The sequence below is a fragment of the Streptomyces sp. CNT360 genome (assembly GCF_000424785.1).
Genome location: NZ_AUKO01000031.1, coordinates 51,475 through 77,891, shown reverse-complemented (window position 1 = coordinate 77,891; position 26,417 = coordinate 51,475). Strand labels below are relative to the sequence as shown.

General features: G+C 73.0%; 24 protein-coding genes and 3 pseudogenes. 17 read left to right on the top strand and 10 right to left on the bottom strand.

Going from position 1 to position 26,417, the window contains the following annotated elements:
* Window positions 1-30: 30 nt before the first annotated feature.
* The 4 genes from H297_RS0123220 to H297_RS0123205 form a co-directional block, all read right to left on the bottom strand.
* Window positions 31-1,752: an urease subunit alpha gene (locus H297_RS0123220; RefSeq protein WP_027739007.1), complete on the bottom strand. Its 1,722-nt coding sequence runs from the start codon at window positions 1,750-1,752 to the stop codon at window positions 31-33.
* Window positions 1,745-2,056: an urease subunit beta gene (locus H297_RS0123215; RefSeq protein WP_027739006.1), complete on the bottom strand. Its 312-nt coding sequence runs from the start codon at window positions 2,054-2,056 to the stop codon at window positions 1,745-1,747. Before H297_RS0123215 ends, H297_RS0123220 begins: the two co-directional genes overlap by 8 nt.
* Before the next feature lie 28 nt (window positions 2,057-2,084).
* Window positions 2,085-2,387: an urease subunit gamma gene (locus tag H297_RS0123210; protein ID WP_027739005.1), complete on the bottom strand. Its 303-nt coding sequence runs from the start codon at window positions 2,385-2,387 to the stop codon at window positions 2,085-2,087.
* A gap of 192 nt (window positions 2,388-2,579) precedes the next feature.
* Complete coding sequence (locus tag H297_RS0123205; protein ID WP_027739004.1) at window positions 2,580-3,218, bottom strand: TetR/AcrR family transcriptional regulator; 639 nt, start codon at window positions 3,216-3,218, stop codon at window positions 2,580-2,582.
* A gap of 219 nt (window positions 3,219-3,437) precedes the next feature.
* On the opposite strand from H297_RS0123205, the gene H297_RS37985 reads away from it, so the two are divergent.
* Window positions 3,438-4,406: a hypothetical protein gene (locus tag H297_RS37985; RefSeq protein ID WP_037795188.1), complete on the top strand. Its 969-nt coding sequence runs from the start codon at window positions 3,438-3,440 to the stop codon at window positions 4,404-4,406.
* A 112-nt stretch (window positions 4,407-4,518) separates the two neighbouring features.
* A complete protein-coding gene (locus H297_RS37980) occupies window positions 4,519-5,529 on the top strand; it encodes a M28 family metallopeptidase (protein WP_051352097.1) in 1,011 nt (336 codons plus the stop codon).
* A gap of 54 nt (window positions 5,530-5,583) precedes the next feature.
* Here the strand turns inward: H297_RS37980 and H297_RS0123190 are convergent, their stop codons facing one another.
* Entirely contained in the window at window positions 5,584-5,904 is a 321-nt protein-coding gene (locus H297_RS0123190; protein ID WP_027739003.1) for a type II toxin-antitoxin system Phd/YefM family antitoxin, read from the bottom strand.
* Window positions 5,905-6,112: 208 nt separating this feature from the next.
* Between H297_RS0123190 and H297_RS0123185 the strand changes: the two genes are divergently transcribed.
* The 3 genes and pseudogenes from H297_RS0123185 to H297_RS37975 all read left to right on the top strand — a co-directional run.
* The gene (locus H297_RS0123185) at window positions 6,113-6,751 is read left to right on the top strand and encodes an ATP-dependent Clp protease proteolytic subunit (protein ID WP_027739002.1); all 639 of its coding nucleotides are present in this window, start codon (window positions 6,113-6,115) and stop codon (window positions 6,749-6,751) included.
* Window positions 6,752-6,758: 7 nt separating this feature from the next.
* A complete protein-coding gene (locus H297_RS0123180) occupies window positions 6,759-7,091 on the top strand; it encodes a hypothetical protein (protein ID WP_027739001.1) in 333 nt (110 codons plus the stop codon).
* A 371-nt stretch (window positions 7,092-7,462) separates the two neighbouring features.
* Window positions 7,463-8,362: pseudogene (locus H297_RS37975) on the top strand (DMT family transporter); the annotation flags it as partial.
* 97 nt (window positions 8,363-8,459) lie between these two features.
* Here H297_RS37975 and H297_RS0123170 read toward each other — a convergent pair.
* From H297_RS0123170 to H297_RS37965, 3 genes and pseudogenes are all read right to left on the bottom strand, one after another.
* Window positions 8,460-8,891 carry an ATP-binding protein gene (locus H297_RS0123170; protein WP_027739000.1) on the bottom strand — a complete coding sequence of 144 codons (432 nt, stop codon included), beginning with the start codon at window positions 8,889-8,891 and terminating at the stop codon, window positions 8,460-8,462.
* Window positions 8,892-9,232: 341 nt separating this feature from the next.
* A pseudogene (locus tag H297_RS37970) lies at window positions 9,233-10,522 on the bottom strand (8-amino-7-oxononanoate synthase).
* A gap of 372 nt (window positions 10,523-10,894) precedes the next feature.
* Window positions 10,895-11,806 carry a mechanosensitive ion channel family protein gene (locus H297_RS37965; RefSeq protein WP_486589632.1) on the bottom strand — a complete coding sequence of 304 codons (912 nt, stop codon included), beginning with the start codon at window positions 11,804-11,806 and terminating at the stop codon, window positions 10,895-10,897.
* 783 nt (window positions 11,807-12,589) lie between these two features.
* Between H297_RS37965 and bioB the strand changes: the two genes are divergently transcribed.
* The 11 genes and pseudogenes from bioB (at window position 12,590) to mug (ending at window position 23,813) form a co-directional block, all read left to right on the top strand.
* Complete coding sequence (gene bioB / locus H297_RS0123155; protein ID WP_027738999.1) at window positions 12,590-13,759, top strand: biotin synthase BioB; 1,170 nt, start codon at window positions 12,590-12,592, stop codon at window positions 13,757-13,759.
* Complete coding sequence (locus tag H297_RS0123150; RefSeq protein WP_078514480.1) at window positions 13,752-15,116, top strand: adenosylmethionine--8-amino-7-oxononanoate transaminase; 1,365 nt, start codon at window positions 13,752-13,754, stop codon at window positions 15,114-15,116. The genes bioB and H297_RS0123150 overlap by 8 nt, the downstream gene beginning before the upstream one ends.
* A gap of 17 nt (window positions 15,117-15,133) precedes the next feature.
* Window positions 15,134-15,886, top strand: coding sequence for a dethiobiotin synthase (gene bioD, locus H297_RS0123145; protein WP_486589634.1), 753 nt, complete (start codon window positions 15,134-15,136; stop codon window positions 15,884-15,886).
* A 91-nt stretch (window positions 15,887-15,977) separates the two neighbouring features.
* On the top strand, window positions 15,978-16,634 hold the full coding sequence (locus tag H297_RS0123140) for a class I SAM-dependent methyltransferase (RefSeq protein WP_027738996.1): 657 nt from the start codon (window positions 15,978-15,980) through the stop codon (window positions 16,632-16,634).
* A 156-nt stretch (window positions 16,635-16,790) separates the two neighbouring features.
* Window positions 16,791-17,699, top strand: coding sequence for an LLM class F420-dependent oxidoreductase (locus H297_RS0123135; protein WP_027738995.1), 909 nt, complete (start codon window positions 16,791-16,793; stop codon window positions 17,697-17,699).
* Between the two features lie 71 nt (window positions 17,700-17,770).
* Window positions 17,771-18,225, top strand: a pseudogene (locus H297_RS37960) (GNAT family N-acetyltransferase).
* A gap of 265 nt (window positions 18,226-18,490) precedes the next feature.
* Window positions 18,491-19,849: a hemolysin family protein gene (locus H297_RS0123125; RefSeq protein ID WP_027738994.1), complete on the top strand. Its 1,359-nt coding sequence runs from the start codon at window positions 18,491-18,493 to the stop codon at window positions 19,847-19,849.
* Window positions 19,846-20,856: a hemolysin family protein gene (locus tag H297_RS0123120; protein WP_027738993.1), complete on the top strand. Its 1,011-nt coding sequence runs from the start codon at window positions 19,846-19,848 to the stop codon at window positions 20,854-20,856. The genes H297_RS0123125 and H297_RS0123120 overlap by 4 nt, the downstream gene beginning before the upstream one ends.
* Before the next feature lie 105 nt (window positions 20,857-20,961).
* The gene (locus H297_RS0123115; protein WP_027738992.1) at window positions 20,962-21,780 is read left to right on the top strand and encodes an SGNH/GDSL hydrolase family protein; all 819 of its coding nucleotides are present in this window, start codon (window positions 20,962-20,964) and stop codon (window positions 21,778-21,780) included.
* Window positions 21,781-21,804: 24 nt separating this feature from the next.
* Window positions 21,805-23,235 carry an adenylosuccinate lyase gene (gene purB / locus H297_RS0123110; RefSeq protein ID WP_027738991.1) on the top strand — a complete coding sequence of 477 codons (1,431 nt, stop codon included), beginning with the start codon at window positions 21,805-21,807 and terminating at the stop codon, window positions 23,233-23,235.
* A 74-nt stretch (window positions 23,236-23,309) separates the two neighbouring features.
* Window positions 23,310-23,813, top strand: coding sequence for a G/U mismatch-specific DNA glycosylase (gene mug / locus H297_RS0123105; protein ID WP_027738990.1), 504 nt, complete (start codon window positions 23,310-23,312; stop codon window positions 23,811-23,813).
* Here mug and H297_RS0123100 read toward each other — a convergent pair.
* On the bottom strand, window positions 23,799-24,221 hold the full coding sequence (locus H297_RS0123100) for a hypothetical protein (RefSeq protein WP_027738989.1): 423 nt from the start codon (window positions 24,219-24,221) through the stop codon (window positions 23,799-23,801). The genes mug and H297_RS0123100 overlap by 15 nt on opposite strands.
* 151 nt (window positions 24,222-24,372) lie before the next feature.
* Between H297_RS0123100 and H297_RS0123095 the strand changes: the two genes are divergently transcribed.
* Window positions 24,373-25,542, top strand: coding sequence for an ROK family protein (locus tag H297_RS0123095; protein ID WP_027738988.1), 1,170 nt, complete (start codon window positions 24,373-24,375; stop codon window positions 25,540-25,542).
* Between the two features lie 44 nt (window positions 25,543-25,586).
* Here the strand turns inward: H297_RS0123095 and H297_RS0123090 are convergent, their stop codons facing one another.
* On the bottom strand, window positions 25,587-26,363 hold the full coding sequence (locus tag H297_RS0123090) for a GntR family transcriptional regulator (protein WP_027738987.1): 777 nt from the start codon (window positions 26,361-26,363) through the stop codon (window positions 25,587-25,589).
* Window positions 26,364-26,417: the final 54 nt, after the last annotated feature.

Sequence of the window (26,417 nt, the reverse complement as noted above, 5' to 3'; positions counted from 1 at the left end):
GCGGGGAAAAGGGTGTTGCTCAGGCGGTGCTCAGAACAGGAAGTACCGCTGCGCCATCGGCAAGGTCTTCGCCGGCGCGGGGTCTACCGGGGTGCCGTCGATCGTGACGGTGAAGGTGTCGGGGTCGACCCGCACGTCGGGGCGGGCGTCGTTCCGGCGCATGTCGGCCTTGGTGACGGGGCGGGTGTCGCGGATGGCGACGAACCGCTTGCCGAGGCCGAGCCGTTCGGGCAGGCCGTCGTCGAGCGCGGACCGGGTGACGAAGTTGACGGAGTTGGCGCCGGGAGCGCGCCCCGTGGCCCCGAACATGGGGCGCGGCAGCACCGGCTGCGGGGTGGGGATGGAGGCGTTGGCGTCACCGACCTGCGCGTAGGCGATCTGTCCGCCCTTGATGACGAGTTGCGGCTTGACCCCGAAGAACGCCGGGTCCCACAGCACCAGGTCGGCGAGTTTCCCCTGCTCGATGGAGCCGATCTCGTCGTCCATCCCCTGCGCGACGGCCGGGTTGATGGTGTATTTGGCGACATAGCGACGGGCCCGTAGGTTGTCGGCACGCCCGTCGCCTGACAGGGCACCGTACCGCTCCTTGTTCACGTGCGCGGTCTGCCACGTGCGGAGCACCACCTCGCCGATGCGGCCCATGGCCTGCGAGTCGGAGGAGATGATCGAGATGGCGCCCAGGTCGTGCAGCACGTCCTCGGCGGCGATGGTGCTGGGCCGGATCCGGGACTCGGCGAAGGCGAGGTCCTCGGGAACGGCCGGGTTGAGGTGGTGGCAGACCATCAGCATGTCGAGGTGTTCCTCGATGGTGTTGACGGTGTGCGGCCGCGTCGGGTTGGTGGAGGACGGGAGGACGTTGGCCTCGCCGACGACGGTGATGATGTCCGGCGCGTGCCCGCCGCCTGCCCCTTCGGTGTGGTACGCGTGGATGCCGCGTCCGGCGATCGCGGCGAGGGTGTCGCCGACGAACCCGGCCTCGTTGAGGGTGTCGGTGTGGATGGCGACCTGGGCTCCGGTCTCGTCGCAGGCGGAGAGGGCCGCGTCGATGGCGGCCGGAGTGGCCCCCCAGTCCTCGTGGATCTTGAGACCGACGGCACCGGCGCGCAGTTGGGCCAGGAGCGCGTCCCGCGAGACGGTGTTGCCCTTGCCCAGCAGGCCGACGTTGACCGGCATGCCGTCCATGCCCTCCAGCGTGCGGGCGGTGTGCCAGGCGCCGGGGGTGACGGTGGTGGCCTTGGAACCCTCGGCGGGCCCGGTGCCGCCACCCACCAGGGTGGTGATCCCGGAGGCCAGCGCCTCGTCGACGAGGTCGGGGCAGATGAAGTGGACGTGCGCGTCGATCGCCCCGGCGGTGAGTATCTTGCCGTTGCCCGCGATGATCTCGGTCTCGGGCCCGATGACCAGATCGGGGTGGACGCCGTCCATGGTGTCGGGGTTGCCGGCCTTGCCCAGCGCGACGACGCGTCCGTCACGGATGCCGACGTCGGCCTTGACGATGCCCCAGTGGTCGAGCACCAGGGCCCCGGTGATCACCGTGTCGGGGGCGCCGTCGGCACGCGTGACCAGCGACTGGCCCATGGATTCGCGGATGACCTTGCCGCCGCCGAAGACGGCCTCGTCACCGGAGCGCCCGGGGCCGCCGGACAGGTCGTCCTCGATCTCGACGACGAGCGAGGTGTCGGCGAGCCGTACGCGGTCGCCGGTGGTGGGGCCGAACAGGTCGGCGTAGGCGGCGCGGGACAGCTCAAGCATCGAGGGGGCCTCCTGTGGCGGAACGCAGTCCGGCGACGAGGCGCCGGCCGCCGATGGGCACGAGGGCGACATCGACGGGGATGCCGGGCTCGAAGCGGACGGCGGTTCCGGCCGCGATGTCGAGACGCCTGCCCCGCGCGGACTCGCGGTCGAAGTCCAGTCCGGGGTTGGCCTCGGCGAAGTGGTAGTGGGAGCCGACCTGGACGGGGCGGTCGGCGGAGTTCAAAACGGTCAGCCGGGTCACCTCGGCGCCCTCGTTGACCGGAACCGGTTCCTCGGCGAAGAGGATCTCTCCGGGGATCATGGCCTGCGACTCTCCTCCGTGCGCGCGGTCAGACGATCGGCTCGTGGACGGTGACGAGCTTGGTGCCGTCGGGGAACGTCGCCTCGACCTGGACGTCGTGGAGCATCTCCGGAATACCCTCCATGACGTCGTCGCGGGTGAGGACGGTGCGGCCGGACTCCATCAACTGGGCAACGGTGCGCCCGTCGCGGGCGCCTTCCAGCACGTGCGCGGTGATCAGGGCGACCGCCTCGGGATGGTTCAGCCGCAGACCGCGGTCCTTGCGCCGCTGCGCCACGTCGGCCGCGACGTGGACGAGCAGCCGCTCCTGCTCGTGCGGGGTCAATTGCATACGTTCCACCTCACCGTCGTCGCCGAGCCCGGGAACGCCCAGGTCACCGCGGCAACGACACACGCCGGTAGATGTATCACACATGAGACAGTACGACCTCAAGTGCCCCGGAGATTACGGCAGCACTGTTTCGGTGGCATTAACATCTCTTTGCCTGGGGCGACTCGCGGGGCCGCGGCTCCCGGAGCGCGGTCAGGCGGTCGGACCCGGGGCCGAGCGCGGCGGTACCGACATCGAGACCAGCGCCCGCAGCCCCTGCGCGAACTCCTCAGGGGCGATGCCGCCCCACAGCGCCTGCTGGACGAAGTAGCCCTGCACCGCGCCGATCAGGGTGCGGGCCACATGAACGGTGTTGGCCTGCGGGTCCACCCAGCCGCACGCCTGGTACTCCTCGACCAGGCGCGCCCACTGGACGGACAGCCGGGCGTACGCCTCGTTGACCGTCTCGGCCAGCTCGGGGTTGCGCAGCCCCTCGCTCCAGACCTGAACCAGCAGGCGGGGCAGCTCCCTTGAGTCCGTCTGCGCCCCCATGGACTCACCGAGCCTGCCGAAGACCTCGCAGAACAACTCGTCGGGGGTGGGCGGCACCTCGGCGGCGGCGACCCGTTCGAAGGAGGCGCCGATGGTCTCCAGTGCCTCACCGGCCACGGCCGCGATGATCTCCTCCTTGCTGCGGAAGTACCGGTAGACGGCCCCGGCGGACAGCCCGCTCTCCTTGAGGACGTCCTGCATGGAGGCGGCGTGGAAGCCGTTGCGCAGGAAGCAGCGGCGGGCGCCGTCGAGGATCTGCCGACGGCGGGCTTCCAGGTGTTCGGACGAGACGCGGGCCATGCCTGAACAGTAAAACGAACGTTCATTCTTGACTACCGTGCCCCGGAGCAGCGCGGTGTGTGCCGACGAAAAAACGAACGATCCTTCTCTTTGCTTCGCACGCCACCGCCGGACCGGTGGCCGCACGCCTCTCTTGCCGAAGGGACCACGCCATGACCGCCTCCGAAGCTCCCGCCCACGCGGCCTCCGCCCCCGCCGAGGCGCAGGCCGCTCGGCCCGCTGGCGGTGCTGATCGCCGTACCGCTGATCGCGGCGTTCGCCCTGTGGGCCTTCGCCTGGCCCGCGGCACGTACCGCGCCTCACGACCTGCCGCTCGGGGTCGCCGGGCCCGCCTCCGCCGTCGAGAAGGCGGCAGCCCGGTTGGAGAGCCACCAGGGCGCCTTCGAGGTGCACCGGTACGCCGACGAGGCCGCCGCCCGCGAGGCGATACGCGACCGCGAGGTCTACGGCGCCCTCGTCGTCACCCCGGGCGGCCCGAAGATGCTGACGGCCGGCGCGGCAGGGCCGGTGGTGGCCCAGCTTCTGACCGGGACCGCGCACCGGATGGCCCCCGAGGGCACGCAGGTGCGCACGGAGGACGTCGTCCCTGCGCCGCCTGGCGACCCACGGGGCGCTGCACTCAACGCCGCCGCGCTGCCGCTGGCCCTCGCCGGAGTGGCATCCGGGGCGCTGGTCGTCGTGCTGCGGCTGCGCGGCACACGGGGCGTGCTCGCGCTGCTGGGTGCCGCCTGTCTGGTCGGTGCCGTGGCGGCCGCCGTCGCCGGAAGCTGGCTCGGCGTCCTGACCGGCGGCTGGTGGGCGCAGGCCGCCGCGCTCGGACTGACCGCGCTGGCGGTCGGCGCTGCCGTGGCGGGCCTGGGCAGCCTGCTGGGGCCCAAAGGCATCGCCGCGGGCGCCGTGCTGGCGGTACTGCTGGGCAACCCGTGGTCGGGGGTGCCGTCGGCCCCCGAGCTGCTGCCCGAACCGGTCGGAACGCTGGGGCAGTTGCTCCCTCCCGGCGCCGGGGGCACGTTGCTGCGCGGGGTCGGCTTCTTCGACGGGCGGGGCGTGGACACCCCCGTGCTGGTGCTGACCGTCTGGGCGGTGCTGGGCCTGCTCGCGGTGACCGTCGCCGGGGTGCGCGGCGAGCGCGGGCGCCCCGCGTCGGACGCCGCTACGCACAACATCCCGTCCGCTGTGCGGTCTTGACGGGGCCGGCTCTCCACCCTCAGCCTCATGTCCGCGTCCATTCCTCGCCGCTCCGGGCGACCACCGCCGTCCTCGGCGCACCTCACCCCCACACCAGCATCGGAGCCCAGCAGTGACACGCGGACACGTACGCAGACGCACGACCGGCACTCTTCGCGGGAACCCCCGCCGTGCCGTCCTTGCGACCGTCACCGGCGCGGCCCTCGCGCTCACCTGCCTCGGCAGCACGGGGGCGCAGGCCGACCCGGGGCACGCTGCTGCCGGGCACGGCAGCCACGCGGCCGCCGAGGCGCCGGACATCCCCGTCGCCGCCGTCCAGGAGGATCTCCAGCAGCTCCAGTCGATTGCCGAGGCCAACGGCGGCAACCGGGCGCACGGCAACCCTGGTTACCGGGCCTCCCTCGACCATCTCAAGGAGAAGCTGGACGCCGCGGGCTACAAGACCACCGTCCAGGAGTTCACCGACGGCGGCGAGACCGGCTACAACCTCGTCGCCGACTGGCCCGGCGGCGACACCGGTTCGACCCTCATGACCGGTGCCCACCTCGACTCGGTCCCCGCGGGCCCCGGTATCAACGACAACGGCTCCGGCTCCGCCGGGGTCCTGGAGACCGCGCTCGCCGTCGCCAAGGCGGACCTCAAGCCCTCCAAGCACCTGCGGTTCGCCTGGTGGGACGCCGAGGAGAGGGGCATGGTCGGCTCCAGTCAGTACGTCGAGAGCCTCGGCACCGACCAGCGCGGGGACATCGCCGCCTACCTGAACTTCGACATGATCGGCTCGCCCAACGCCGGGCACTTCGTCTACGACGACGACCCCGCCGTCGAGTCCGTCTTCACCGACTGGTTCGCGGCCAAGGGCGTGCAGACCGAGGTCTCCGAGGAGACCGACGGGCGCAGCGACCACGCCTCGTTCAAGGACGCCGGCATCCCCGTCGGTGGCAGCTCCACCGGAGCCGGAGAGACCAAGACCCAGGCACAGGCCGACAAATGGGGCGGCGCGGCGGGCGAACCGTACGACGCCTGCTACCACTCCGCCTGCGACGACACCTCGAACGTCGGCGAGAAGGCGCTCGACCTGCACAGCGACGCCATCGCCCACGCGGTGTGGGCGCTCGGCTCGTGAGGTCGCCCCACTGGTGATCCTCCGTCCGCGCGCGGGCCCGGCCCGCGAGCGGACTCAGCTCTCCTGGCCCGGCCGCCGGTCACCGGCGGCCGGGCCCGGGTGTTCGGCGGCGATGCCGAACCGGTGCGGTTCGGCCCGCGCGGCGGCACCGCCGACCTCCCGGAAACCGGAGACGGTGCTGATGATCTCCTCCGGTTCCCCCTCCGGCTCCGGCGCCTCCGCGGCCTGAAGCCGCTCCAGATCCGCGGCCGGGACGAGCCCCACGAGCGGCTTTCCGTGCCGGGTCACGACGACGCGCTCGTTGCCGTACACCACCCGGTTGATCAGCTCGGCCAGCTCGGCCCGCGCCTGCGTCACCGGAATCTCGTAAGCCATGCCGCCCATTCTAAGGGTCACGCAAAACGCCTGGTCAGAGCCGTGTTTCCAGTCGCTGCAACTCTTCTAGGAGGGCCGTGACCTGCTTCGCCTTCAGCGGAATCCGCGCCGCAGGGCGGGACGCCGGCGCCAGTTCGTGGTGGGATGCTCGGCGTACGTTCTGTACAACCTGTACGTTTCCCACGCGACGACAGCGGAGTGCGACGCCATGCGGAACCAGTTGACAGCCCGATACGTCCTGCCGGAGTTCACCGAGCGCAACAGCGCCGGCCTGCGGAGGATGGACCCGTACTCGAAGCTGATGGAGGAGCGGATCGTCTTCCTCGGGACGCAGATCGACGACACCTCGGCCAACGACGTGATGGCCCAGTTCATCCACCTCGAACACGCCGCGCCCGATCAGGACATCTCGCTGTACATCAACTCCCCGGGCGGCTCCTTCACGGCGATGACCGCGATCTACGACACGATGCGCTTCGTGACCTGCGACATCGAGACCGTCTGCCTGGGGCAGGCCGCCTCGGCCGCCTCCGTCCTGCTGGCCGCCGGTGCCCCCGGCAAGCGGCTCGCCCTGCCGGGGGCCCGCATCCTCATCCACCAGCCGGCCCTGCACGAGCCCGCCCAGGGGCAGATCGCCGACCTGGAGATCCAGGCACAGGAGATGCTGCGCACCCGGGAACTGCTGGAGGAGCTGTACGAACGCCACACCGGGCAGCCCCGCAACAAGATCAGCACGGACCTCGAACGCGACAAGATCTTCACCGCCGAGGAGGCCGTCGACTACGGGCTCATCGACCGGCTCACCACCAGCCGCAAGACCAGCCCCCTCCACCCGGTACGGAGGTGAGGGGGCGATGGGGGACCGCGGGTGGCCACCGGACCTGCCCCCGCTGCCGGCGCTGACCCGCGCGGAGTGCGACGTGGTGGACGCCTACCTGGAGGTGCTCGACCTCGTCGGAAGGATCAATCCGGCGCGCGGATACGACACCTACCGCGCTCTGCGCGCCGCACAGGGGCTGGTCAGCAAGGCGGCGTTGCTCCGTGACGCCCTGACACTCATGCACGAGCGCGGGGAGAGCGGGCTGCACGCCGCAACCCTGGAGAGGGCGCTGCGCGTGCTCGACGGGGAACGGCGCGCAGCCCTGGTCGGACCGCCACCCGCACCGGGGCGGGACGGCGGCCGATGACGGTGTCCACCGGGTGGACGGCCCGTGGTGCACGGGAGCGAGCACGGTTACAGTGCCGAGCATGAAGCTGGCTTTCGGCACCGTCTCCCCGCCCGCCGCGTAAGGCGGGCGGCCACCCAGCACTGCCGCAGCGGACGAGCGTCCGCCGCGGAGACCGGTGGTGCCCGCGCACGGGACACCATCCGATCTCCTTGACGCGGAGCGCCTTCGTGCCGACTTCTGAATCCTCTGAATCCTGCGCCTCCCCGGCCGGCTCCACCGGCTCCTCTCCGCACCACCTCGGTGCTTCCCACCAGCCCGGCTCGCCCCACCCCTCCGGTGTTCCCCGGCCCGCCGCTGCCGGCCGCACGGCGGGGCGGGGGCTCTGCTTCCTGGCCGTCGCCGGTGCCAGTTGGGGCACCACCGGGGCGGCCGTCGATCTTCTGTACGCGGCAGGCGACACGGGGCCCTTCGCGGTGTCCTTCTGGCGCTACGTGACCGGGCTGACGCTGCTGCTCGCAGGCCGCGCCGTGGCGCGGGCGCGGCGGCCGCGGAAGGGGGCCGGTCCCCTTCCGCGACGCCGGCCCGCACCGACCTGGTCGCGGCTGGCGCTGCGGGTGACGACCGGGCTGTTGCTGGCCGTCTTCCAGACGGCCTACTTCGCCGCCGTGCCCGCCACCGGCGTCGCCGTCGCGACCGTCGTGACGTTGGGAGCCGCCCCGCTGTTCGTCGCGCTGAGCGCCCGGCTGCTGCTGCGCGAACGGCTCGGCCGCGGCGGCGCATCGGCGGTGGCCGCCGCGGTGGCCGGGCTCGCCGTCCTGGTGCTCGGCGGCCGGGAGGCGGGGGCGGACGGTGCCGGAGTGGCCCTCGCGCTGCTGGCGGCGGCCGCCTTCACCGGCTCGGTGGTGCTGGCCCGCTGGATGGGCAGCGCGGGCGGTGGAGAGAGCCCCTTCACCCTGACCGCCTGGTCCTTCGCCGTGGGCGCCCTCGTTCTGACGCCGTTCGCCCTCGCGGAGGGCGCGGTGCCGCACTCGGACGCGCTGCTGCGGATGGTGCTGCTGATGCTGTACATCGCGGCGGTGCCGACGGCGCTGGCGTACCCGCTGTACTTCGCGGGCGCGGCCGTCGTCCGCGCGGCCACCGCCTCGGTCGTCATGCTGATCGAACCGGTCAGCGCGGCCGTACTCGCCGTGCTGCTCCTCGGTGAACGGCTGACCGGTCCGATGCTGTGGGGAACGGCGGTGCTGCTGAGCGCGGTGGTCGGCCTGACCCGGGCGGAAAGCGGGCGGACACCGGACGGCGGACGCGCCTGGACTGCCGCGCACCTTGAAGGAGGCCCGCCGCACGCCGGTCCGCCCGGCGCGGCGGGTCATCCGGCGGAGGGCGGGGTCACCCGGCGGGTAGGGGCAGCCACGGCAGCTCTACCCAGACGGTCTTGCCGCCGCCCTGGGCGGGGGCGACGGTCATGCGGCCTCCGGACTCGGCAGTCAGGGTGCGGATGATGACGAGCCCCCGCCCGTTGTCCTGCTGGACGGCGGCGGGGAGCCGGCGCGGCATGCGGGGGTGGCTGTCGGTGACGCCCAGCCGCAGCCACTCGGCCCCTTCCCGCCGCAGGTCGACGGTGAAGGTCGGGGACCGCCCGAAGGTGTGCTGGACGGCGTTGGTGGCGAGCTCGGAGACGATGAGCCGTACCGACTCCAGCACGTCGGCGTGCTCCCCCATTCCCCAGGCGAGCAGGGTTTCTGTGACATGCCTGCGGGCTGCGGTGACCGAGGCGGGCTCGCTCGGCAGCGTGAGCGTCGCGTCCTGGTTGTCTGCCATGGCGAGGGCGTCCCTTTCCCAAAGACCGTTGGCTCCGAGCCGACTCCCCCGTCGAGTGGCGGCGGCTCGTTACGGGCGGCGAGACGGCCCGGAACGACCGCCGCGAGCGACAGCGTGCCATCCTGCGGCCCACCGCGTCGCCGAACCCCCTGGTTGCCGCGTCCACGATCCCTCGATGCGGTGAACTCTCGGGTCTGCGCCCGCTCTTGCCCGCCGCACCGTCGTAGCGCGGCGACGGCACGGAGGTGGGACGCGGCGGCGACCCGCACCGCACTCCGCCGCCCCGTCGCTGCTGCGTCGCCGCTCCTTCGCCGCTGAGGTGCTGCCGCCCCGTGCCGGTGTCAGGCGCGGTGGCGGGCGGCGGGTGCTGTGGCGAGCACGGCGTCCACCGCCCGAGCGACAGCGGGACCGTCCAGGTCGGCCCGCACGGTCAGCCGCAGCCGCGAGACGCCGTCGGGGGTGGACGGCGGGCGGAAGCAGCCGACGTGGACCCCCGCACCGCGCAGCTCGGCCGCCCAGTCCACCGCGGACTGCGGGGAGGGGGCGCGGACGGAGACGACGGCGGCGTCGGACGGCGTCCAGTCTCGCGCCGGTGAGCCGTGCGTGCAGGCCGACGGCGACCGCACGCGCGCGTGCGGCCCGCTCGGGCTCGCGGCGCAGCAGGCGCAGCGCACCGAGGGCTCCCCCGACGGCCGCCGGAGCCGGCCCGGTGTCGAAGATGAACGTCCGGGCCGTGTTGACCAGGTGGGCGATGACGTGGGCGGGGCCGAGGACGGCGCCGCCCTGGCTGCCCAGGGACTTGGAGAGGGCGACGGTGGCGACCGTACCGGGTCCACCGGCAAGCCCGGCGGCGTACGGCGCGCCCCTCCCCTCGCCCAGCACGCCGAGGCGTGTGCGTCGTCGACCAGCAGCCCGGCTCCCGCCTCGGCGCACACGGCAGCGAGTTCGGGCAGCGGTGCCGCGTTCCCGTCGACGCAGAAGACCGCGTCGGTGACCACGAGCGCGGGCGCACCCGGCGGGCGACCGGTGAGGGCCTCGGCCACGGCGTCCGGGTCCGCGTGCCGGGCCACGGCGGTGCGGGCGCGGGAGAGACGGCAGCCGTCGATCAGCGAGGCGTGGTTGCGGGCGTCGGAGACGAGGAGCCCCGGGCCGGCGGTGCGGCCGGTGAGCGCGGTGACGGCGGCGAGGTTCGCGGCGTACCCGGACGAGAGGACGAGCGCCGCCTCGAAGCCGCGGAAGTCGGCCAGCTCCGCCTCCAGTGCGGCGTGGAGTTCGGTGGAGCCGGTCACCAGCCGTAAGCCCCCGTACCGGCTCCCCAGCGCCTGGCCGCGGCGGCTGCCGCGGAGGTGACGGCGGGATGCCGGGAGGCCCAGGTAGTCGTTGCCCGCCGGATCCAGCAGTGGGGAGTCGGCGGGACGCGGCGTCAGGGTGCGCAGCAGACCGGCGGCACGGCGCGCCGTCAGCGCGTCGGCCGTCCACGTGAAGGGGTCGGGCGACGCCTTCCGGCTCCCCCGGCTCACCACGCGGTTCGCCGCACGCGGCGCGTCCCGGCGGGCGGCTCGGGGATGTCCGCGGACGGGGCCTGGGACGGCTGCGTGGACATGGGCTCTCTTTGTCGCGCTACCGGGCATGTGCAGGCAGCCGATGGCATGCGACTTCGACCGGCGACGGTGCACGAGCCTACGAGCGCCTTGCCCTCCGGACAAACCGACCCCTGACCCTGGGCAACGGAACCCCCGGTGACGCAGGGCAGTTTCGCCGTACCCGTTTGTCGCACCCGCCACCCCGCCACCATGAGGCCCCAGGAACAGGATGCTCGATGCTCGCTTTCCGGCGGGCACCCTACGAGGAGAGGCTGCGATGAATACGGAATGCATCGCTGTGACGAGTCCGGCGTCGATACCGTTGATTCGCGCAAACTTTCCCGGCGTCGCCGCGAACCGTCTTCACGTGTGCCATGAGGCCCGCCCCCGACAGACCATCGGGGCGGGCCCTAGCGGAACTCAGGAAGTCGGGACAGGCGTGCCGTTGGCGGGTACACCTGCGGTGTCCAGCGCGTCCTTGACGCGCCGACGCAGCTCCCGGGTGACGCCCCACTGCTTCAGCGGGACCGTCTTGACGGCAATGCGGACGACGACCCCGCTGGTCTCCAACGACTGGATGCCCCACACCGACAGGTCCTCAAGGAGGACGCCGGCGAACTCGGGGTCCTCGCGCAGTTCCCGGCCGGTCCTCTCCAGCACGCTGTAGACCGTGTCCAGGTTGGCCTCGTAGGCGACGGAGACATCCAGAACTGCTCGGGACCAGTCCTGGCCGTCGTTCCGCACCCGAGCAATCTCCCCGTTGCGGATGTGCCACAGGGATCCGTTGAGGTCGCGGATCTGAGTCAACCGCAGCCCGACATGCTCGACTTCGCCGACCGCTTCGCCCAGGTCCACGGAGTCTCCGACGCCGTACTGGTCCTCCAGCATGATCAGCATGCCGGACAGGTAGTCCCTCACGAGGCTCTGGGCCCCGAAGCCGATCGCCAGCCCGACGACACCGGCGCTGGCGAGCAGCGGGCCCAGGGCGATCCCGAGCTGGTCGAGGACCATCGCGACACCCATCAGCCCGATGACGACCGAGGCGATGCTGCTGAGCACCGACCCGATCGTCCTGGCTCGCTGCTCCCGTCGTTCGTTCGCGCGGGCACGGTCCCGATGCAGTACTGCCGGTCCGCGGCTGGTGCGGCGCGGCTCGCCGTCTCCGTCGCTCTGGTCCAGGACGCGCCTGACGACGCGGGTGACGGCCTTCTTCGCCAACGCACGAAGGACGGCGACTCCGATGACGATGAGCAGGATGCGCAGCGGCACCCCTACGAGGGTGTCCACGTTGTCACGCAACCAGTCGGGGGCGGACACGGCCTGCGCCTGCACGCCGCCACTGCTCATTGCGTATGACGCCGACGCGTCGGTAGGTGACACGGAGCTGCTCCATTGTTCATCGAGGTCATCTACACCGGTCGCACCGGAACGTAACCGGCGCCGCGGAAAGCGGTCAAAAGCGTGAAGGTTACGAGCTGAAGATGTAGACGAAGTGCGATGACGACGTGACGGAGGGCGACTCTTCGCGGCCCCGAAAACATCCATTTCTTCTTCGGTTCGGCGTTCGCATGCGGGGCGGGTTCGCGTCATGCAGTTCGGTTCCGGGGTGCGGATATCCGCGAACCGGCGTCGATACCGAGGGGCAGGATTCCGGGATTTCTGGATTTCTGGATTCCGCACAGGCTCGTGTCGCCCTGCCTCCGCCTCGCGGCCGTCCCGAGCACGTGAAGACCAGTGGGCCTGCGGAGGAGCCAGTGGGTCTGCGGAGGAGGCGGCCGGGCCGCGCGGCGCTCGCTCGATACCGCCCGGTTGGACACCTCGCACAAACGCGGTGCAGCGCGCTTCGCCGACGGCCCCGCCCTGCCGCGCGGCTTCCCCGCCGCCGCAGACACCTCCAAGTCGCATGCTAATCACTCTTCGTAGTAAAAACAGGGCACCCCCGTGACTTCATATACGCCATGACCTGGACATAAGCCGTCATTCGCGCGTAAGAAAGCGAGAGAACGTAACCTCTCCTCCCAGACCTCCAGGTGCGGCAACATCCACACCTCGGTCAGATGGTCTTGTGGGCTTCCTCCATTACCCGGCCCGGCACCTTCGGCGAGGATCGTCCGCATGGACGACCTGCTGAACTCACTGGTGGACAAGGGCCTGGAGGGCCGGACGCCCACACGGGACGAGGCACTGGCGGTGCTGAGGACGAGCGATGACGAACTGCTCGACGTGGTGGCGGCCGCAGGCAAGGTGCGCCGCGCGTGGTTCGGGCGGCGGGTGAAGCTCAACTACCTGGTGAACCTGAAGTCCGGGCTGTGCCCCGAGGACTGCTCGTACTGTTCCCAGCGGCTCGGCTCCCGGGCCGGCATCCTCAAGTACACCTGGCTGGGGCCCGAGGAGGCGGCCGAGGCCGCGGCGGCGGGCGTGGCCGGAGGGGCCAAGCGGGTCTGCGTGGTCGCGAGCGGGCGCGGGCCCACGGACCGGGACGTCTCCCGGGTCTCGAGGACGATCGAGGCCATCAAGGAGCGCAATGCGGGGGTGGAGGTGTGCGCCTGCCTGGGGCTGCTCGCCGACGGTCAGGCCGAGCAGTTGCGGAAGGCGGGCGCGGACGCCTACAACCACAACCTCAACACCTCGCAGGCCACCTACGCCGACATCTGCACCACGCACACCTACCAGGACCGGGTGACGACCGTCGAGCAGGCCCGGGGCGCCGGGCTCTCACCGTGCTCCGGCCTGATCGCAGGCATGGGCGAGACGGACGAGGACCTGGTGGACGTCGTCCTCACCCTGCGCGAACTGGACGCGGACTCGGTGCCCGTCAACTTCCTCCTCCCCTTCGAGGGCACGCCGCTGGCCGACGAGTGGAACATGACGCCGCAGCGGGCGCTGCGCATCCTGGCCATGGTGCGGTTCGTCTGCCCGGACGTGGAGGTGCGGCTCGCGGCCGGCCGCGAGGTGCACCTGCGCTCGCTGCAGCCGCTGGCGCTCCACCTGGCCAACTCCCTCTTCCTGGGCGACTACCTCACCAGTGAGGGGCAGGCGGGGAAGGCCGACCTCGACATGATCGAGGACGCCGGTTTCGTGGTGGAGGACAAGCAGACCAGCACCCTGCCCGGCCACCGGCGGAACGGGACCGCGCCGACCGGCCGGCAGCCGGAGGCCACGGGCGGGCAGCCGACGGAGAACCGGGCAGCCGCACGTGGACCGGCGGACGGCTCAGGTCGTCCGCACCCGCGCGTGGCCGTACGGATGCGGGGCGCGGGGACGGAGCTGCCGCCCAATGCCTGAGCGCACATGCGTGACCTCACCCACGGCCCGGGAGCAGTCCGCGCCCGGGGCGCGCCGCTCCGCCCTGACCACCGGCGACCTGCTGGCGCTCGACAGGCGGCACGTGTGGCACCCGTACGCGCCCATGCCGCCGGCCACCGAGCCGCTGGTCGTGGAGTCGGCCTCGGGGGTACGGCTGCGCCTGGCCGAACCGGCGCAGGGGCAGCGCGAGCTGGTGGACGGGATGTCCTCGTGGTGGTCGGCCGTCCACGGCTACAACCACCCGGTGCTCAACGAGGCCGCCCGCGGCCAGCTGGAGAAGGTGAGCCACGTGATGTTCGGCGGGCTCACGCACGAGCCCGCGGTACTGCTCGCCGAACGGCTGGCCCGCATCACGCCCGGCGACCTCGACCATGTCTTCCTGTCCGACTCCGGTTCCGTGGCGGTCGAGGTCGCGGTCAAGATGTGCCTGCAGTACTGGCGTTCCCTGGGCAGGCCCGAGAAGCGGCGCCTGCTGACCTGGCGGGGCGGCTACCACGGCGACACCTGGCATCCGATGTCGGTGTGCGACCCGGACGGCGGGATGCACCACCTGTGGTCGGGGGCGCTGCCCGTGCAGGTGTTCGCCGCAGCGCCGCCGTCCGGCTTCGACGCCGAGCCGGACCAGGAGTACCTCGCCGGGCTGCACGAGCTGGTGGGGCGCCACGCCCACGAGTTGGCCGCCGTCGTCGTCGAGCCGGTGGTGCAGGGCGCGGGCGGCATGCGGTTCCACTCCCCCGCGTACGTGCGGGCGCTGCGCGAGGCGTGCGACGCGCACGGCGTGCTGCTCGTACTCGACGAGATCGCCACCGGCTTCGGCCGTACCGGCGCGCTCTTCGCCGCCGAGCACGCCGGGGTGGCGCCGGATGTGATGTGCCTCGGCAAGGCGCTGACCGGCGGCTGTCTGTCCATGGCAGCGACACTGTGCACCCCGCGCGTGGCGGAGGGGATCGCGCACGGCCCGGTTCCGGTGCTGGCACACGGACCGACGTTCATGGGCAACCCGCTGGCATCCGCCGTCGCCGTCGCCTCCGTCGATCTGCTGCTGTCGCAGGACTGGCGGACGCGGGTGCGGCGGGTCGGCGACGGCCTGCGCGCCGGGCTCGCCGAAGCGGCCGGGCTGCCGGGCGTGCGGGAGGTGAGCGTGCTGGGCGCCATCGGGGTCGTCCGGCTCGACCACGAGGTGGATCTGACGGCCGCCACCCGTGCGGCCGTACAGGCCGGCGTGTGGCTGCGGCCGTTCCGCGACACGGTGTACGCGATGCCGCCGTACGTGGCCACGGACGAGGACGTGGCACGGATCGCCGCCGCGATGTGCGCGGCGGCGCGGGAAGGGTGAACGGCACCGTGAACGAGATCGTCCACCCCGTGGGCAACGGAAGCGCCGACCCGGCGGGCGGAGCAGCGCGCGGTGTGCTGTGCGTGTCCGGAACGGGAACGGACATCGGCAAAACGGTCACCACGGCCGCGGTGGCGGTCTGCGCACTGCGCGCGGGACGGTCGGTCGCCGTGCTGAAGCCCGCACAGACGGGTGTGGCACCGGGCGAGCCCGGCGACGTGGCCGAGGTGCGACGCCTGGTGGGCGAGGACCGGGTGACCGGCGTCGAACTGGTCCGGTATCCGGAGCCCTTGGCACCCGAGACGGCCGCCCGGCGCGCGGGCACGGCCTACCTGTCGGCGGGCGAGGTCGCCGAGGCCGCGGAGAAACTGGCCGCCTCGCACGACCTGGTGCTGGTGGAGGGCGCGGGCGGGCTGCTGGTGCGGTTCGACGCCCAGGGCTCGACCCTGGCGGACGCGGCCAGGCTGCTGGCGGCGCCCGTGCTCGTCGTCGTCCAGGCGGGGCTGGGCACGCTGAACACGGCCGCGCTGACCGCCGAGGCGCTGCGGGCCCGGCGGGTGGAGGCGGCCGGCACGGTGATCGGTGCGGTGCCCGCGCAGCCCGGAACTGCGGAGCGCTGCAACGTGGCCGACCTCCCCCGCTATACGGGGCTCCCGCTGCTGGGCGCGGTCCCGCAGGGGGCGGGCGGTCTGGCGCCGGACCGGTTCAGGGCCGAGGCGCCCGGGTGGCTCGCGCCCTCCCTGGGCGGCACCGCCCCTCACCAGCCGTAGGTGTCAGGAGCCGCGGAGCCGGGCAGGGTGACCGTCCCACGCCCGGACCGCTGCGGCCTGTGCCGCAGCATTCGAAAGGGAGACCCGCACCATGCCGCTCGCCCCGGCCCGTGACGCTGTACGGCACCCGCTGTTCACACGGTTCTACGCGCGGCTCAGCGCCCTCTCGGACGAGCGGGGCGCGGCAGCACACCGTGAGGCTCTGCTGCGGGGGTTGACGGGACACGTCCTGGAGGTCGGGGCGGGCAACGGACGCAACTTCGCGCGGTACCCCGCCACCGTGCGCCAGGTGACGGCCGTCGAACCGGAGCGCCACATGCGGCGGTTGGCGGCCGCAGCAGGTCTCGATGCTCCAGTGCCGGTCGACGTCCTCCCCGGCACAGGTGAGGCGCTCCCGGCCGAGAACGCGTCCTTCGACGCCGCGGTGGTCTCGCTCGTGCTGTGCTCGCTGGCCGACGTCGGGCAGGCGCTGGCGGAGATCCGACGGGTGCTGCGGCCCGGAGGCGAGCTGCGGTTCTACGAACACGGTGCGGCCGAGGGGCGGCCGGTGCTGGCGTCGGTGCAGCGGGCGCTGGACCGCACGGTGTGGCCGCGCCTGTTCGGCGGCTGCCACACCGCGCGGGACCCGCTGGCGGCGATCGAGGAGGCCGGCTTCGTGTCCCTGCGCACCAGGCGGCTGCGGGTCCCGGAGCGCGGACCCGCACTGCCGTCCTCGTTCCATGTGCTGGGCTCCGCACGGCGACCGTGAGGGCAACCGTCGCCGGGTCCCGGGGAGACCGGGCCGGGGCGGGTGACGGAGGGGCCGCGCGGGTCTGTCGGCCTGCGCCCTTCCGTCTCTAGGATCGGCACAGCGCAGGATCCCGTTCGCTCACCGCCTCGACGGGCGGCCGTCCATGGAGGCCAGGTGCCCACTTCCCCGCAGGGTTCGGCGCGTCCGTTCCGCTTCGGCGTCAACATCCTGGAATTCAGCTCGGGCGAGGAGTTCCGGCAGCGCTGCCGCCGCGCCGAGGAGCAGGGGTACGACATCCTCCACGTCCCCGACCACCTGGGCTGGTGCGCGCCGTTCCCCGCCCTGGTGGCGGCCGCACAGGTGACCGAGCGGCCACGGCTGGGCACCTTCGTGCTGAACGCCGGATTCTGGAACCCCGCGCTGCTGGCCCGCGAGGTGGCCACCCTCGACCAACTCTCGAACGGGCGGTTCGAGCTGGGTCTGGGTGCCGGTTACGTGAAGGCGGAGCACGACGCGGCCGGGCTGCCGTTCGCCTCGCCCGGCGGCCGGGTGGACCACCTGGAGCACACGGTCACGGAGGTGACGCGGTTGCTCGCGGACCCGGAGCAGACACCGCGCCCCCAGCAGGAGCAGGTACCGCTGCTGATCGGGGGCAACGGCGACCGGGTGCTGCGGCTGGCGGCCCGCACCGCGGCCGTGGCGGCCTTCACCGGGGGCCGGCAGGTGCGCGGCAAGCCGGAGGGCACGATCGAACTGATCCCGCCGGGCGAGCTGGAGGGCCGGATCGCGGCGCTGCACGGCTTCGCCCAGGGCCGGGCCGAGCCGCCCGAGCTGAACTACCTCGTCCAGCACCTGGCGGGGACCGGCGACCGCCGTACGGCGCTGGAGCGTCTGCGCCCCTACGGCCCGCGGATGAGCGACGAGGAGCTGCTGTCCCACCCGGCGCTCCTGGTGGGCTCCGCCAAGGAGATGGCCGAACAGCTCCGCGCGCACCGGGAGCGGTTCGGGTTGTCGTACTTCACCGTGCTGGACCCGCACATGGACGCGTTCGCCCCGGTGATCGAGGAGTTGCACGGCAACTGAGCACCTCGCGGCCCGTCTCACCAGGAAAAACGCGATGGCGGTCGGTCGTCCATCGTGGAGGTGTGCGCCGCATGAGTGAACTGATCATCCGATCCGCGGGCGCGGAGGACATCGACCAGGTGCTGGCCTACTGGCGGCAGGCCGCCGAGGGCACCGGCGTCAGCGACGACCGGGAGGGGATCGCGAGGCTGATCGCCCGCGCCCCGGCGGGCCTGCTGCTGGCGGAGCGGGACGGCGCACTCGTCGCTACGGTGATCGCGGGCTGTGGGGGTACCTCCCGGCCGGAGGCTGGGGAAGGGTGGCGTTGCTCCCTCTACCGGCTGGCCGTCCACCCCTCCCACCGGCGGCAGGGCGTGGCGCGGTCGCTGCTGACGGCCGCCGAGGAACGGTTCGTCGCGCTGGGCGGGCGGCGCGCGGGGACGCGAGAGTGCTGGACGGGAACGAGCGGGCGCACCAGGCGTGTGAAGCCGCCGGTTACGCACCGCAACCCTGGTGGAGCCGCTGGGTGAAAACCCTCACCGCCTGACTGCCGAGGGGGAAACCCCCGGTCAGCGCGGGGAACCCGGGGGCCACCCTGCCCGTTTACGATGGACAGCACCGCCGGGCCCGCACGTCTGAGGCCCGGCGTGGTTCTCACAACGGAAAACGAACGAAAGGTGTGAGCGTCCGTCCATGGGCGACCCTCCTAGTTGCATCCGCCTCGCTTCCGCTGCTTCCTCCGGGCGGCACCCCGCGGGACACCGCGCAGGCCCGCGCCTCCTGCCCCACCATGGGAAGGAGGTGAAGGAGCGTTGATGGAAGTCCTTCTGCTGCTCGTGGCGCTGCTGCTGGCGCTGGCCTGTGGTGGTTTCGTCGCGGCGGAGTTCTCCCTCACGACGGTCGAGCGCAGCGAGCTGGAGCGGGCGGAGCAGCGCGGTGAGCGCGGCGCCCGGAGTGCCCTGGCCGCGGTGCGGTCCCTCACCTTCCAGCTCTCGGGCGCGCAGCTCGGCATCACCGTCACCAACCTGGTGGTCGGCATGCTCTCCGAGCCGTCCATCGCGGCGCTGATCGCCGGGCCGCTGCGGTCGATGGGCGTACCGTCCTCCGCCTCCTCGTCACTCGCCCTGGTCATCGGTACCGCGCTCTCCACCGTCGTGCTGATGGTGATCGGTGAGCTGGTGCCCAAGAACTGGGCGATCTCCAAGCCGCTGCCGGTCGCGAAGAAGGTGGCCACGCCCCAGCGGGTCTTCTCGGCGGCGTTCCGCCCACTGATCCGCCATCTGAACAACACCGCCAACCGCATCCTGGTGCGGATGGGCCTGGAACCCACCGAGGAGCTGGCCTCGGCCCGCTCCCCGCAGGAGCTGGTGGCCCTCGCGCGGCACTCCGCGAAGGAGGGCGCGCTGGAGGAGGACACGGCCGACCTGTTCGTGCGGACCCTGCACCTGGCCGAGCTGACCGCGGAGAACGTCATGACGCCCCGGGTGCAGGTCACCTCGTTGGAGGTGTCGGCCACGGCGGAGGACGTCGCCAACGCGACCCGCGCCACCGGGCTGTCCCGCTTCCCCGTCTACCGGGGCAATCTGGACACCGTCGTCGGCATCGTACGGATCAAGGACGTGCTGGCCGTGCCCGCCCAGGAGCGGCGGCTGCGCCCGGTGACGGACCTGATGCGCGAGGCGCTGCTGGTGCCCGAGTCGCTGACGGTCGACCGGCTGCTGGACCAGCTCTCGGGCGGGGACCGCTCCATCGCGGTGGTCATCGACGAGTACGGCGGCACCGCGGGTGTCGTCACCCTGGAGGACATCATCGAGGAGGTCGTCGGCGAGGTCCGCGACGAGCACGACCCGCTGGAGACGCCCGACCTGGCCCCCGCGGGCGAGGATGCGGACGGCCGGCCGGTCTACGACGCGGACGGCGCGGCCCGCACCGACCAGCTCGAAGCCATCGGGCTGCGCGCCCCGGAGGGCCCCTTCGAGACGCTGGCCGGCCTGATGGCGACCGAGCTCGGCCGCATCCCGGCCGTCGGTGACACGGCCACGGTCGCCGGCTGGCGGATCGAGGTGACGGACGCCTCCGGCAGGCGCGCCGCCCAGGTGAGGCTGTACGGGCCGAAGCCGGGTGACGCCGTGGTCGACGAGGACGAGACGCGGACGGAGGCATGGCGATGACCGCCGTCCAGCTCTTCGTCGGACTGCTGACCCTGGTGGTCAACGCGTTCTTCGTCGGCGCCGAGTTCGCGATGATCTCGGTACGGCGCGCCCAGATCGAGCCGCTGGCCGAGGACGGGGACAAGAAGGCACGCAAGGTGCTGTGGGGCCTGGAGCACGTGGCGCAGATGCTGGCCGCGGCCCAGCTCGGCATCACGCTGTGCACGCTGGTGCTCGGTGTCGTCGCCGAGCCCGCGATCGCCCATCTGCTGGAGCCGGTCTTCCACGCGGCAGGGGTCCCGGACGGGGTGGCGCACGGCGTCTCGTTCGCGATCGCCCTGTCGCTGGCGACCTACCTGCACATGCTGCTGGGCGAGATGGTGCCGAAGAACATCGCGCTGGCCGGACCCGAGCGGGCCGCGCTGCTGCTGGGGCCGCCGCTGGTGGCGCTCTCGCGGGCACTGCGGCCGGTGATCTTCACGGTGAACTCGTTCGCGAACGGGCTGCTCAAGCTGATCCGGGTGGAGCCCAGGAGCGAGGTCGAGGCGGCGTTCTCGGACGACGACCTGGCGCAGATGGTGGCCGACTCCAGCGAGGCCGGGCTGCTGGACGACCGGTCCACCGAACGGCTGCGGGACGCGCTGGAGCTGGGCAGGCGGCCGGTGGGTGACGTGGCGCAGCCGCTGCCCAAGGTGGTGATCGCCAGGCGCGGGGTGACGCCAGAGAGCCTGGAGCGGCTGTCGGCCGAGTCCGGGTTCTCGCGCTTCCCCGTGGTGGACGACGACGGGCGGGTGCTGGGCTATCTGCACGTCAAGGACGCGCTGGACGCCTCGCCGCGGGAGGCTCCCTTCGCGCTCTCGGCGATGCGGCCCATCGCACGGGTGAGGGCCTCGCTGCCGTTGGACGACGTGCTGGGCGCCATGCGTTCCAGCGGCACCCACCTGGCGGCGGTGACGGGCCCCGACGGGCGCGCCACCGGCGTGGTCACCATGGAGGACGTGCTGCGGGAACTGGTCGGCCGGCCCTAGCTCCGCCGTCCACCGGGGCCCACCGCCGAGGCGGGCCCCGGCGGCGGCCCGTTGCCCCGAGGGCGAGAAATCGTTGCTCGGGGCAACGGGCTACGATGGACGACCGTGACCAGCACAGCCGCCACCCCGCCCGCCCGTACCCCGCAACCTCCCGCCGCGTTCCGCTCGTTCGTCGCGCTGGGTGACTCCTTCACCGAGGGCATGTCGGACCTGCTGCCGGGCGGCGGCTACCGCGGCTGGGCCGATCTGCTGGCGGCCCGGCTCGCCGCGCTGGAGCCGGACTTCCGGTACGCGAACCTCGCGGTGCGCGGCAAGCTCATCGGGCAGATCGCCGCCGACCAGGTCGCCCCGGCCGCCGCGATGCAGGCCGACCTGGTGACGCTGGTGGGCGGCCTCAACGACGTCCTGCGGCCCGGTTGCGACACCGCACGGGTGTGCGCGCTGCTGGAGAAGGCGGTGGCCGCGCTCGCCCCGTCCTGCGGCACGCTGGTGCTGATGCGCAGCCCCGGTCGGCGCGGTCCGGTGCTGGAGCGGTACCGGGCCCGGATGGAGGAGCTGTTCGCCTTCATCGACACCCTGGCCGCGCGGTACGACGCGGTGGTCGTCGACCTGTTCGGCTCGCAGGCGCTGGGCGACCCCCGGATGTGGGCCGACGACCGGCTGCACCTGTCGGCCGAGGGACACCGCCGGGTGGCCGAGGCCGTCTGGCAGCGGCTCGGGCTGCCCGCGGAGGCCGACTGGGACGCCCCGCTGCCGCCCGCCGCCCCGCCCTCCTGGTTCGCCCGCCGCGCCGCCGACGCCCGGTTCACCCGCGTCCATCTGCTCCCGTGGATAGGGCGGCGGCTGACCGGCCGCTCCTCCGGCGACGGACGCGCGCCCAAGCGTCCCGAGCTCACCCCGCTGGCCTGCGGCGACGCCCGGTAGAGCGGCCCCGTAGACTCGGGCGGCGTGAGTGACAAGCCGCGCATCCCGAACGTCCTGGCAGCCCGCTACGCCTCCCCCGAGCTGGTCCGCATCTGGTCCCCCGAGTCGAAGATCGTGCTGGAGCGGCGGCTCTGGCTCGCCGTGCTCAAGGCCCAGCGGGACCTGGGCGTCGCCGTGCCCGAGGAGGCGCTGGGCGACTACGAGCGGGTGCTGGAGACCGTGGACCTGGCCTCCATCGCGGAGCGCGAGAAGGTCACCCGGCACGATGTGAAGGCCCGCATCGAGGAGTTCAACGCGCTCGCCGGGCACGAGCACGTCCACAAGGGCATGACCTCCCGCGACCTGACGGAGAACGTCGAGCAGCTCCAGATCAGACTCTCCCTGGAACTGGTCCGCGACCGCACGGTGGCGGCGCTGCACCGGCTGGGCGTGCTGGCGGGCGAGCACGCGGCGCTGGTGATGGCGGGCCGCTCGCACAACGTCGCCGCGCAGGCCACCACCCTGGGCAAGCGGTTCGCAACCGGCGCCGACGAACTGCTGGTCGCCTTCGAACGGCTGGAGGAGCTGCTGCGGCGCTACCCGCTGCGCGGCATCAAGGGGCCGGTCGGTACCGCGCAGGACATGCTGGACCTGCTGGACGGTGACGCGGGCAAGCTCGCGGACCTGGAGCGCCGGGTCGCCGAGCACCTGGGCTTCGGGCGGGTGCTCACCTCCGTCGGGCAGGTCTACCCGCGCTCCCTGGACCACGAGGTGGTCGGCACCCTGGTGCAGCTCGCCGGTGCACCCTCCTCGCTGGCCAAGACGATCCGCCTGATGGCCGGACAGGAGCTGGTGACCGAGGGCTTCAAGGAGGGCCAGGTCGGGTCCTCCGCGATGCCGCACAAGATGAACACCCGCTCGTGCGAGCGCGTGAACGGCCTCATGGTGATCCTGCGCGGCTACGCCTCGATGGCGGGCGAGCTGGCGGGTGACCAGTGGAACGAGGGTGACGTCTCCTGCTCCGTGGTGCGGCGCGTGGCGCTGCCGGACGCGTTCTTCGCCTTCGACGGCATGATCGAGACGTTCTTGACGGTGCTGGAGGAGTTCGGTGCCTTCCCGGCCGTGATCGCCCGGGAACTGGACCGCTACCTGCCCTTCCTGGCGACCACGAAGGTACTGATGGCGGCTGTGCGCGCCGGGGTGGGCCGCGAGCTGGCGCACGAGGCCATCAAGGAGCACGCGGTGGCGTCGGCACTGGCCCTGCGCGAGGGCGCCGAGCACAACCAGTTGCTGGAGCGGCTGGCCGGCGACACCCGCATCCCGCTGGACCGCGCCGCGCTGGACGAGCTGATGGCCGACCGGCTCTCCTTCACGGGCGCGGCGGCAGCACAGGCGGCGGAGGTCGTCTCCCGCGTCGAGGAGGTCGCCGCCCTGCACCCGGAGGCGGCCGCCTACCGGCCGGGGGCGATCCTCTGAGTCCCCGTCCCGCCAAGGAGGAGCTGGAGGCCGCCCGCGACAGTCCCCCGGACCTCATCCGGGAGCTGCCCCCGGTGCCGGACGTGACCGCCGAAGGGCTGCGTGTGCTGTTCTGCGGCATCAACCCGGGCCTGCTCTCGGCCGCCACGGGGCACCACTTCGCCCGGCCGGGCAACCGGTTCTGGCCCGCGCTGCACGCCTCCGGCTTCACTCCGCGCCGGCTCCAGCCGCAGGAGGAGGCCGAACTGCTCGGTTACGGGCTCGGCATCACCAACGTGGTAGCCCGCGCCACCGCGCGCGCCGACGAGCTGGCCCGCGAGGAGTTCGCCGAGGGCGGGCGGTTGCTGGAGGAGAAGGTCGCCCGGTTGCGGCCGCACTGGCTGGCCGTCCTCGGCGTCACCGCCTACCGGGCCGCCTTCGACGCCCCCAAGGCCGCCATGGGCCCGCAGGAGCGGCTGATCGGCGGCGTCCCGGTGTGGGTGCTGCCCAACCCCAGTGGGCTCAACGCCCACTACACGCCGCCCGCGTTGGCCGAGGAGTTCCGCAAGCTGCGCCTGGCCGCCTCACCCGAGGACTGAGGGCGCGGGCGGCAGCACAGGGGTGCCCTGCTCCCCCACGGCGGCGAGCAGGCGCAGCGGGACCGCCTCGCTCCGGCGGGCCGGCCCGAGACCGGCACAGCGGCCCTCCACCGTCCAGACGGCCACCCTGGCGAGGTGCCCGCACAAGGTGGCCTCGGGTTCGGAGAGCACGGCACCGTCCGCGGCGGCCGGCAGGTGCGGCTCCGAACCGAACCACCGCGGCTCGCCCCACTGCCCGGACAGCAGCACGAGGAGGGCCTCGTGTTCACCGCACACCTCCCGTCCGGCTTCCGGGAGTTCGGCCGGATCGGCGTCGGAACCGCACTCTGCGGCGCGTAGGACGGCGGCCCGGGCGCCGGGTCCAGCCCGCAGGGGGGCCAGGGCGGCGAGGTGCTGCGAAGGGTGCACGGGACCAGTCGACCTCCTGGCACCAACAGCGGATCGGCCCCCTGTTCCGTTCCCGTACGGGCGCCGTGGGCGGGCGGAGTACCCGCGCCACTCGCCGGGATCCCGGGGAGCGGTTACGATCCGCCCACGCGGCACAGGCAGGAGGCGGAGCGTGAGCAGGCTGAGCGGACGGGACCCGTCCCTGCTGCGGCGGATCAATTCCACGGTCGTCCTGCGGGAGCTGCGCGGATCGGCCACGCCGCACATTCTGACCCTCACCGAACTGGTCCGCGCCACCGAGCTGTCCCGCCCCACGGTCGAGGGGGTGGTGGAGGACCTCATCGAGGCCGGTCTGGTCGCCGAGGCCGAGGAGGAGCCCACGCAGGCGGGCGCCGCCCGCCGGGGCCGCCCCGCACGCCGGTTCCGCTTCCGCGCCGAGGCGGGCCATCTGCTGGGTTTGGAGATCGGCCCGCACCGGGTGGCCGCGGTCCTCTCCGACCTGACGGGCCGCATCACCGGCTCCCTCGCCCGGGACGTGGCGGAGACGGCGCCGGCCGACACGCGGCTGGAGAAGTGCCGCAGCGCCGTGGCCGAACTGCTGCGCCGCACCGGTACCGCGCGGGACACGCTGCGGGCGGTCGGCGTGGGCACCCCCGGCATCGTGGAAGCCGACGGGACGGTGCACCTGGGCACGGCTCTCCCGGGGTGGACGGGGCTCGCGCTGGGTGAGCGGCTGCGGCGCTCGTTCCGCTGTCCGGTTCTGGTGGAGAACGACGCCAACGCGGCGGCGCTGGCCGAGCACTGGAAGGGCGCGGCCCGCGGCGTGGACGACGTGGTGATGGTGCTGGCGGGGCTGAGTCCCGGAGCCGGCTCGCTGATCGGCGGACGGCTGCACCGGGGCTTCGGCGGCGCCGCCGGGGAGATCGGGGCGCTGCACCTGCTGGGCCGGGAGGCCCGCCCCGAGCGGCTGCTGTCCACCACGGACGAGCCGCTGCACCCCCTCGACGAGGCCGCCGTGGCGCGGGTGTTCGCCCGGGCCAAGGGCGGCGACGAGCAGGCGCGACGCGCCATGGACCGGTTCATCGCCCGGCTCGTGCACGACGTGGCGGCGCTCGTGCTGGCGCTCGACCCGGAGCTGCTGGTGGTCGGCGGTTGGGCGTCCGGGCTGGACGGCGTACTGGAGCCGCTGCGCGCGGAGTTGGCCCGCTACTGTCTGCGCCCGCCGCGCGTGGCACTCTCCCGCCTGGGCGAGACGGCGGTGGCAACGGGCGCGCTGCGCGTCGCCCTGGACCAGGTGGAGAACGAACTGTTCACCCTCCAGGAGACCGAGCCGGCCTTCTAGCCCCGTCGGTCTCCCTCAGCTCGCCCCGAGGCGGGAGGCGTTCTTCAGCTCGCCATGAGGGAGACGGCATCGCCGTCGCTGAAGGAGAGCCGGCAGGTGTCGGCCCGGTACGTCGCGAGGGAGACGGCGGCGGTACGGGCGTCGGCCAGGTAGCGCGTCGTGACGACGAGGACCGGGGCGCCGGGCAGCCGGTCCAGTCGGCGCGCGTCGTCCGCCCGGGCCGAGCCGAGCTCGACGGTACGGTCCTGGCCGCCGAGCTCCAGCTCGTGCAGCTCGCGCAGGACGGCCCGCCCCCGGGCCGTCCCGTTCGCGGTGGTGCCGGCGGAAGCGGTGTCGGCATCGGCGTCCACCGGGACGGCGGGCACCGAGGCGGCGGGCACGTAGAGGAGGTCGGAGGCGACCTGCTGGCCGCCGGACATCCGGCTGCGCCGCACCGCGTGCACGGGGGTCTCCCCGGCCACGCCCAGCATCCGGGCGACGGCTGCGGGGGCCGCCACGTACCCGTACTCCTCCGTGTGCCAGGCGTCGCCCGGCGCGCCGGGCCAGGTGTGCGGGCCGCTCTCGGAGCCGACGTCCACACCGACGCGAGGCGGTGCCACGGTCGTGCCCACGCCGCGGCGGCGCTGGAGGCGGCCTTCCAGTTCGAGCTGTTCCAGGGCCTGGCGGAGCGTCGCGCGGGCGACGCCGAAGCGGGCGGCCAGCTCCCGCTCGTTGGGCAGGATCTCGCCCACCGCGAATTCGGAGTCGAGCGCTTCGGAGAGCACCGACTTCAGGTGCCAGTACTTCGGCTCCGGCACGGTTTCGAGCTGCGTGGTCCCCACCCTTGCCTCCGCAATCCCCGTACGCCCAGCGGGCGGTGTGTGGCGGTGTTTATG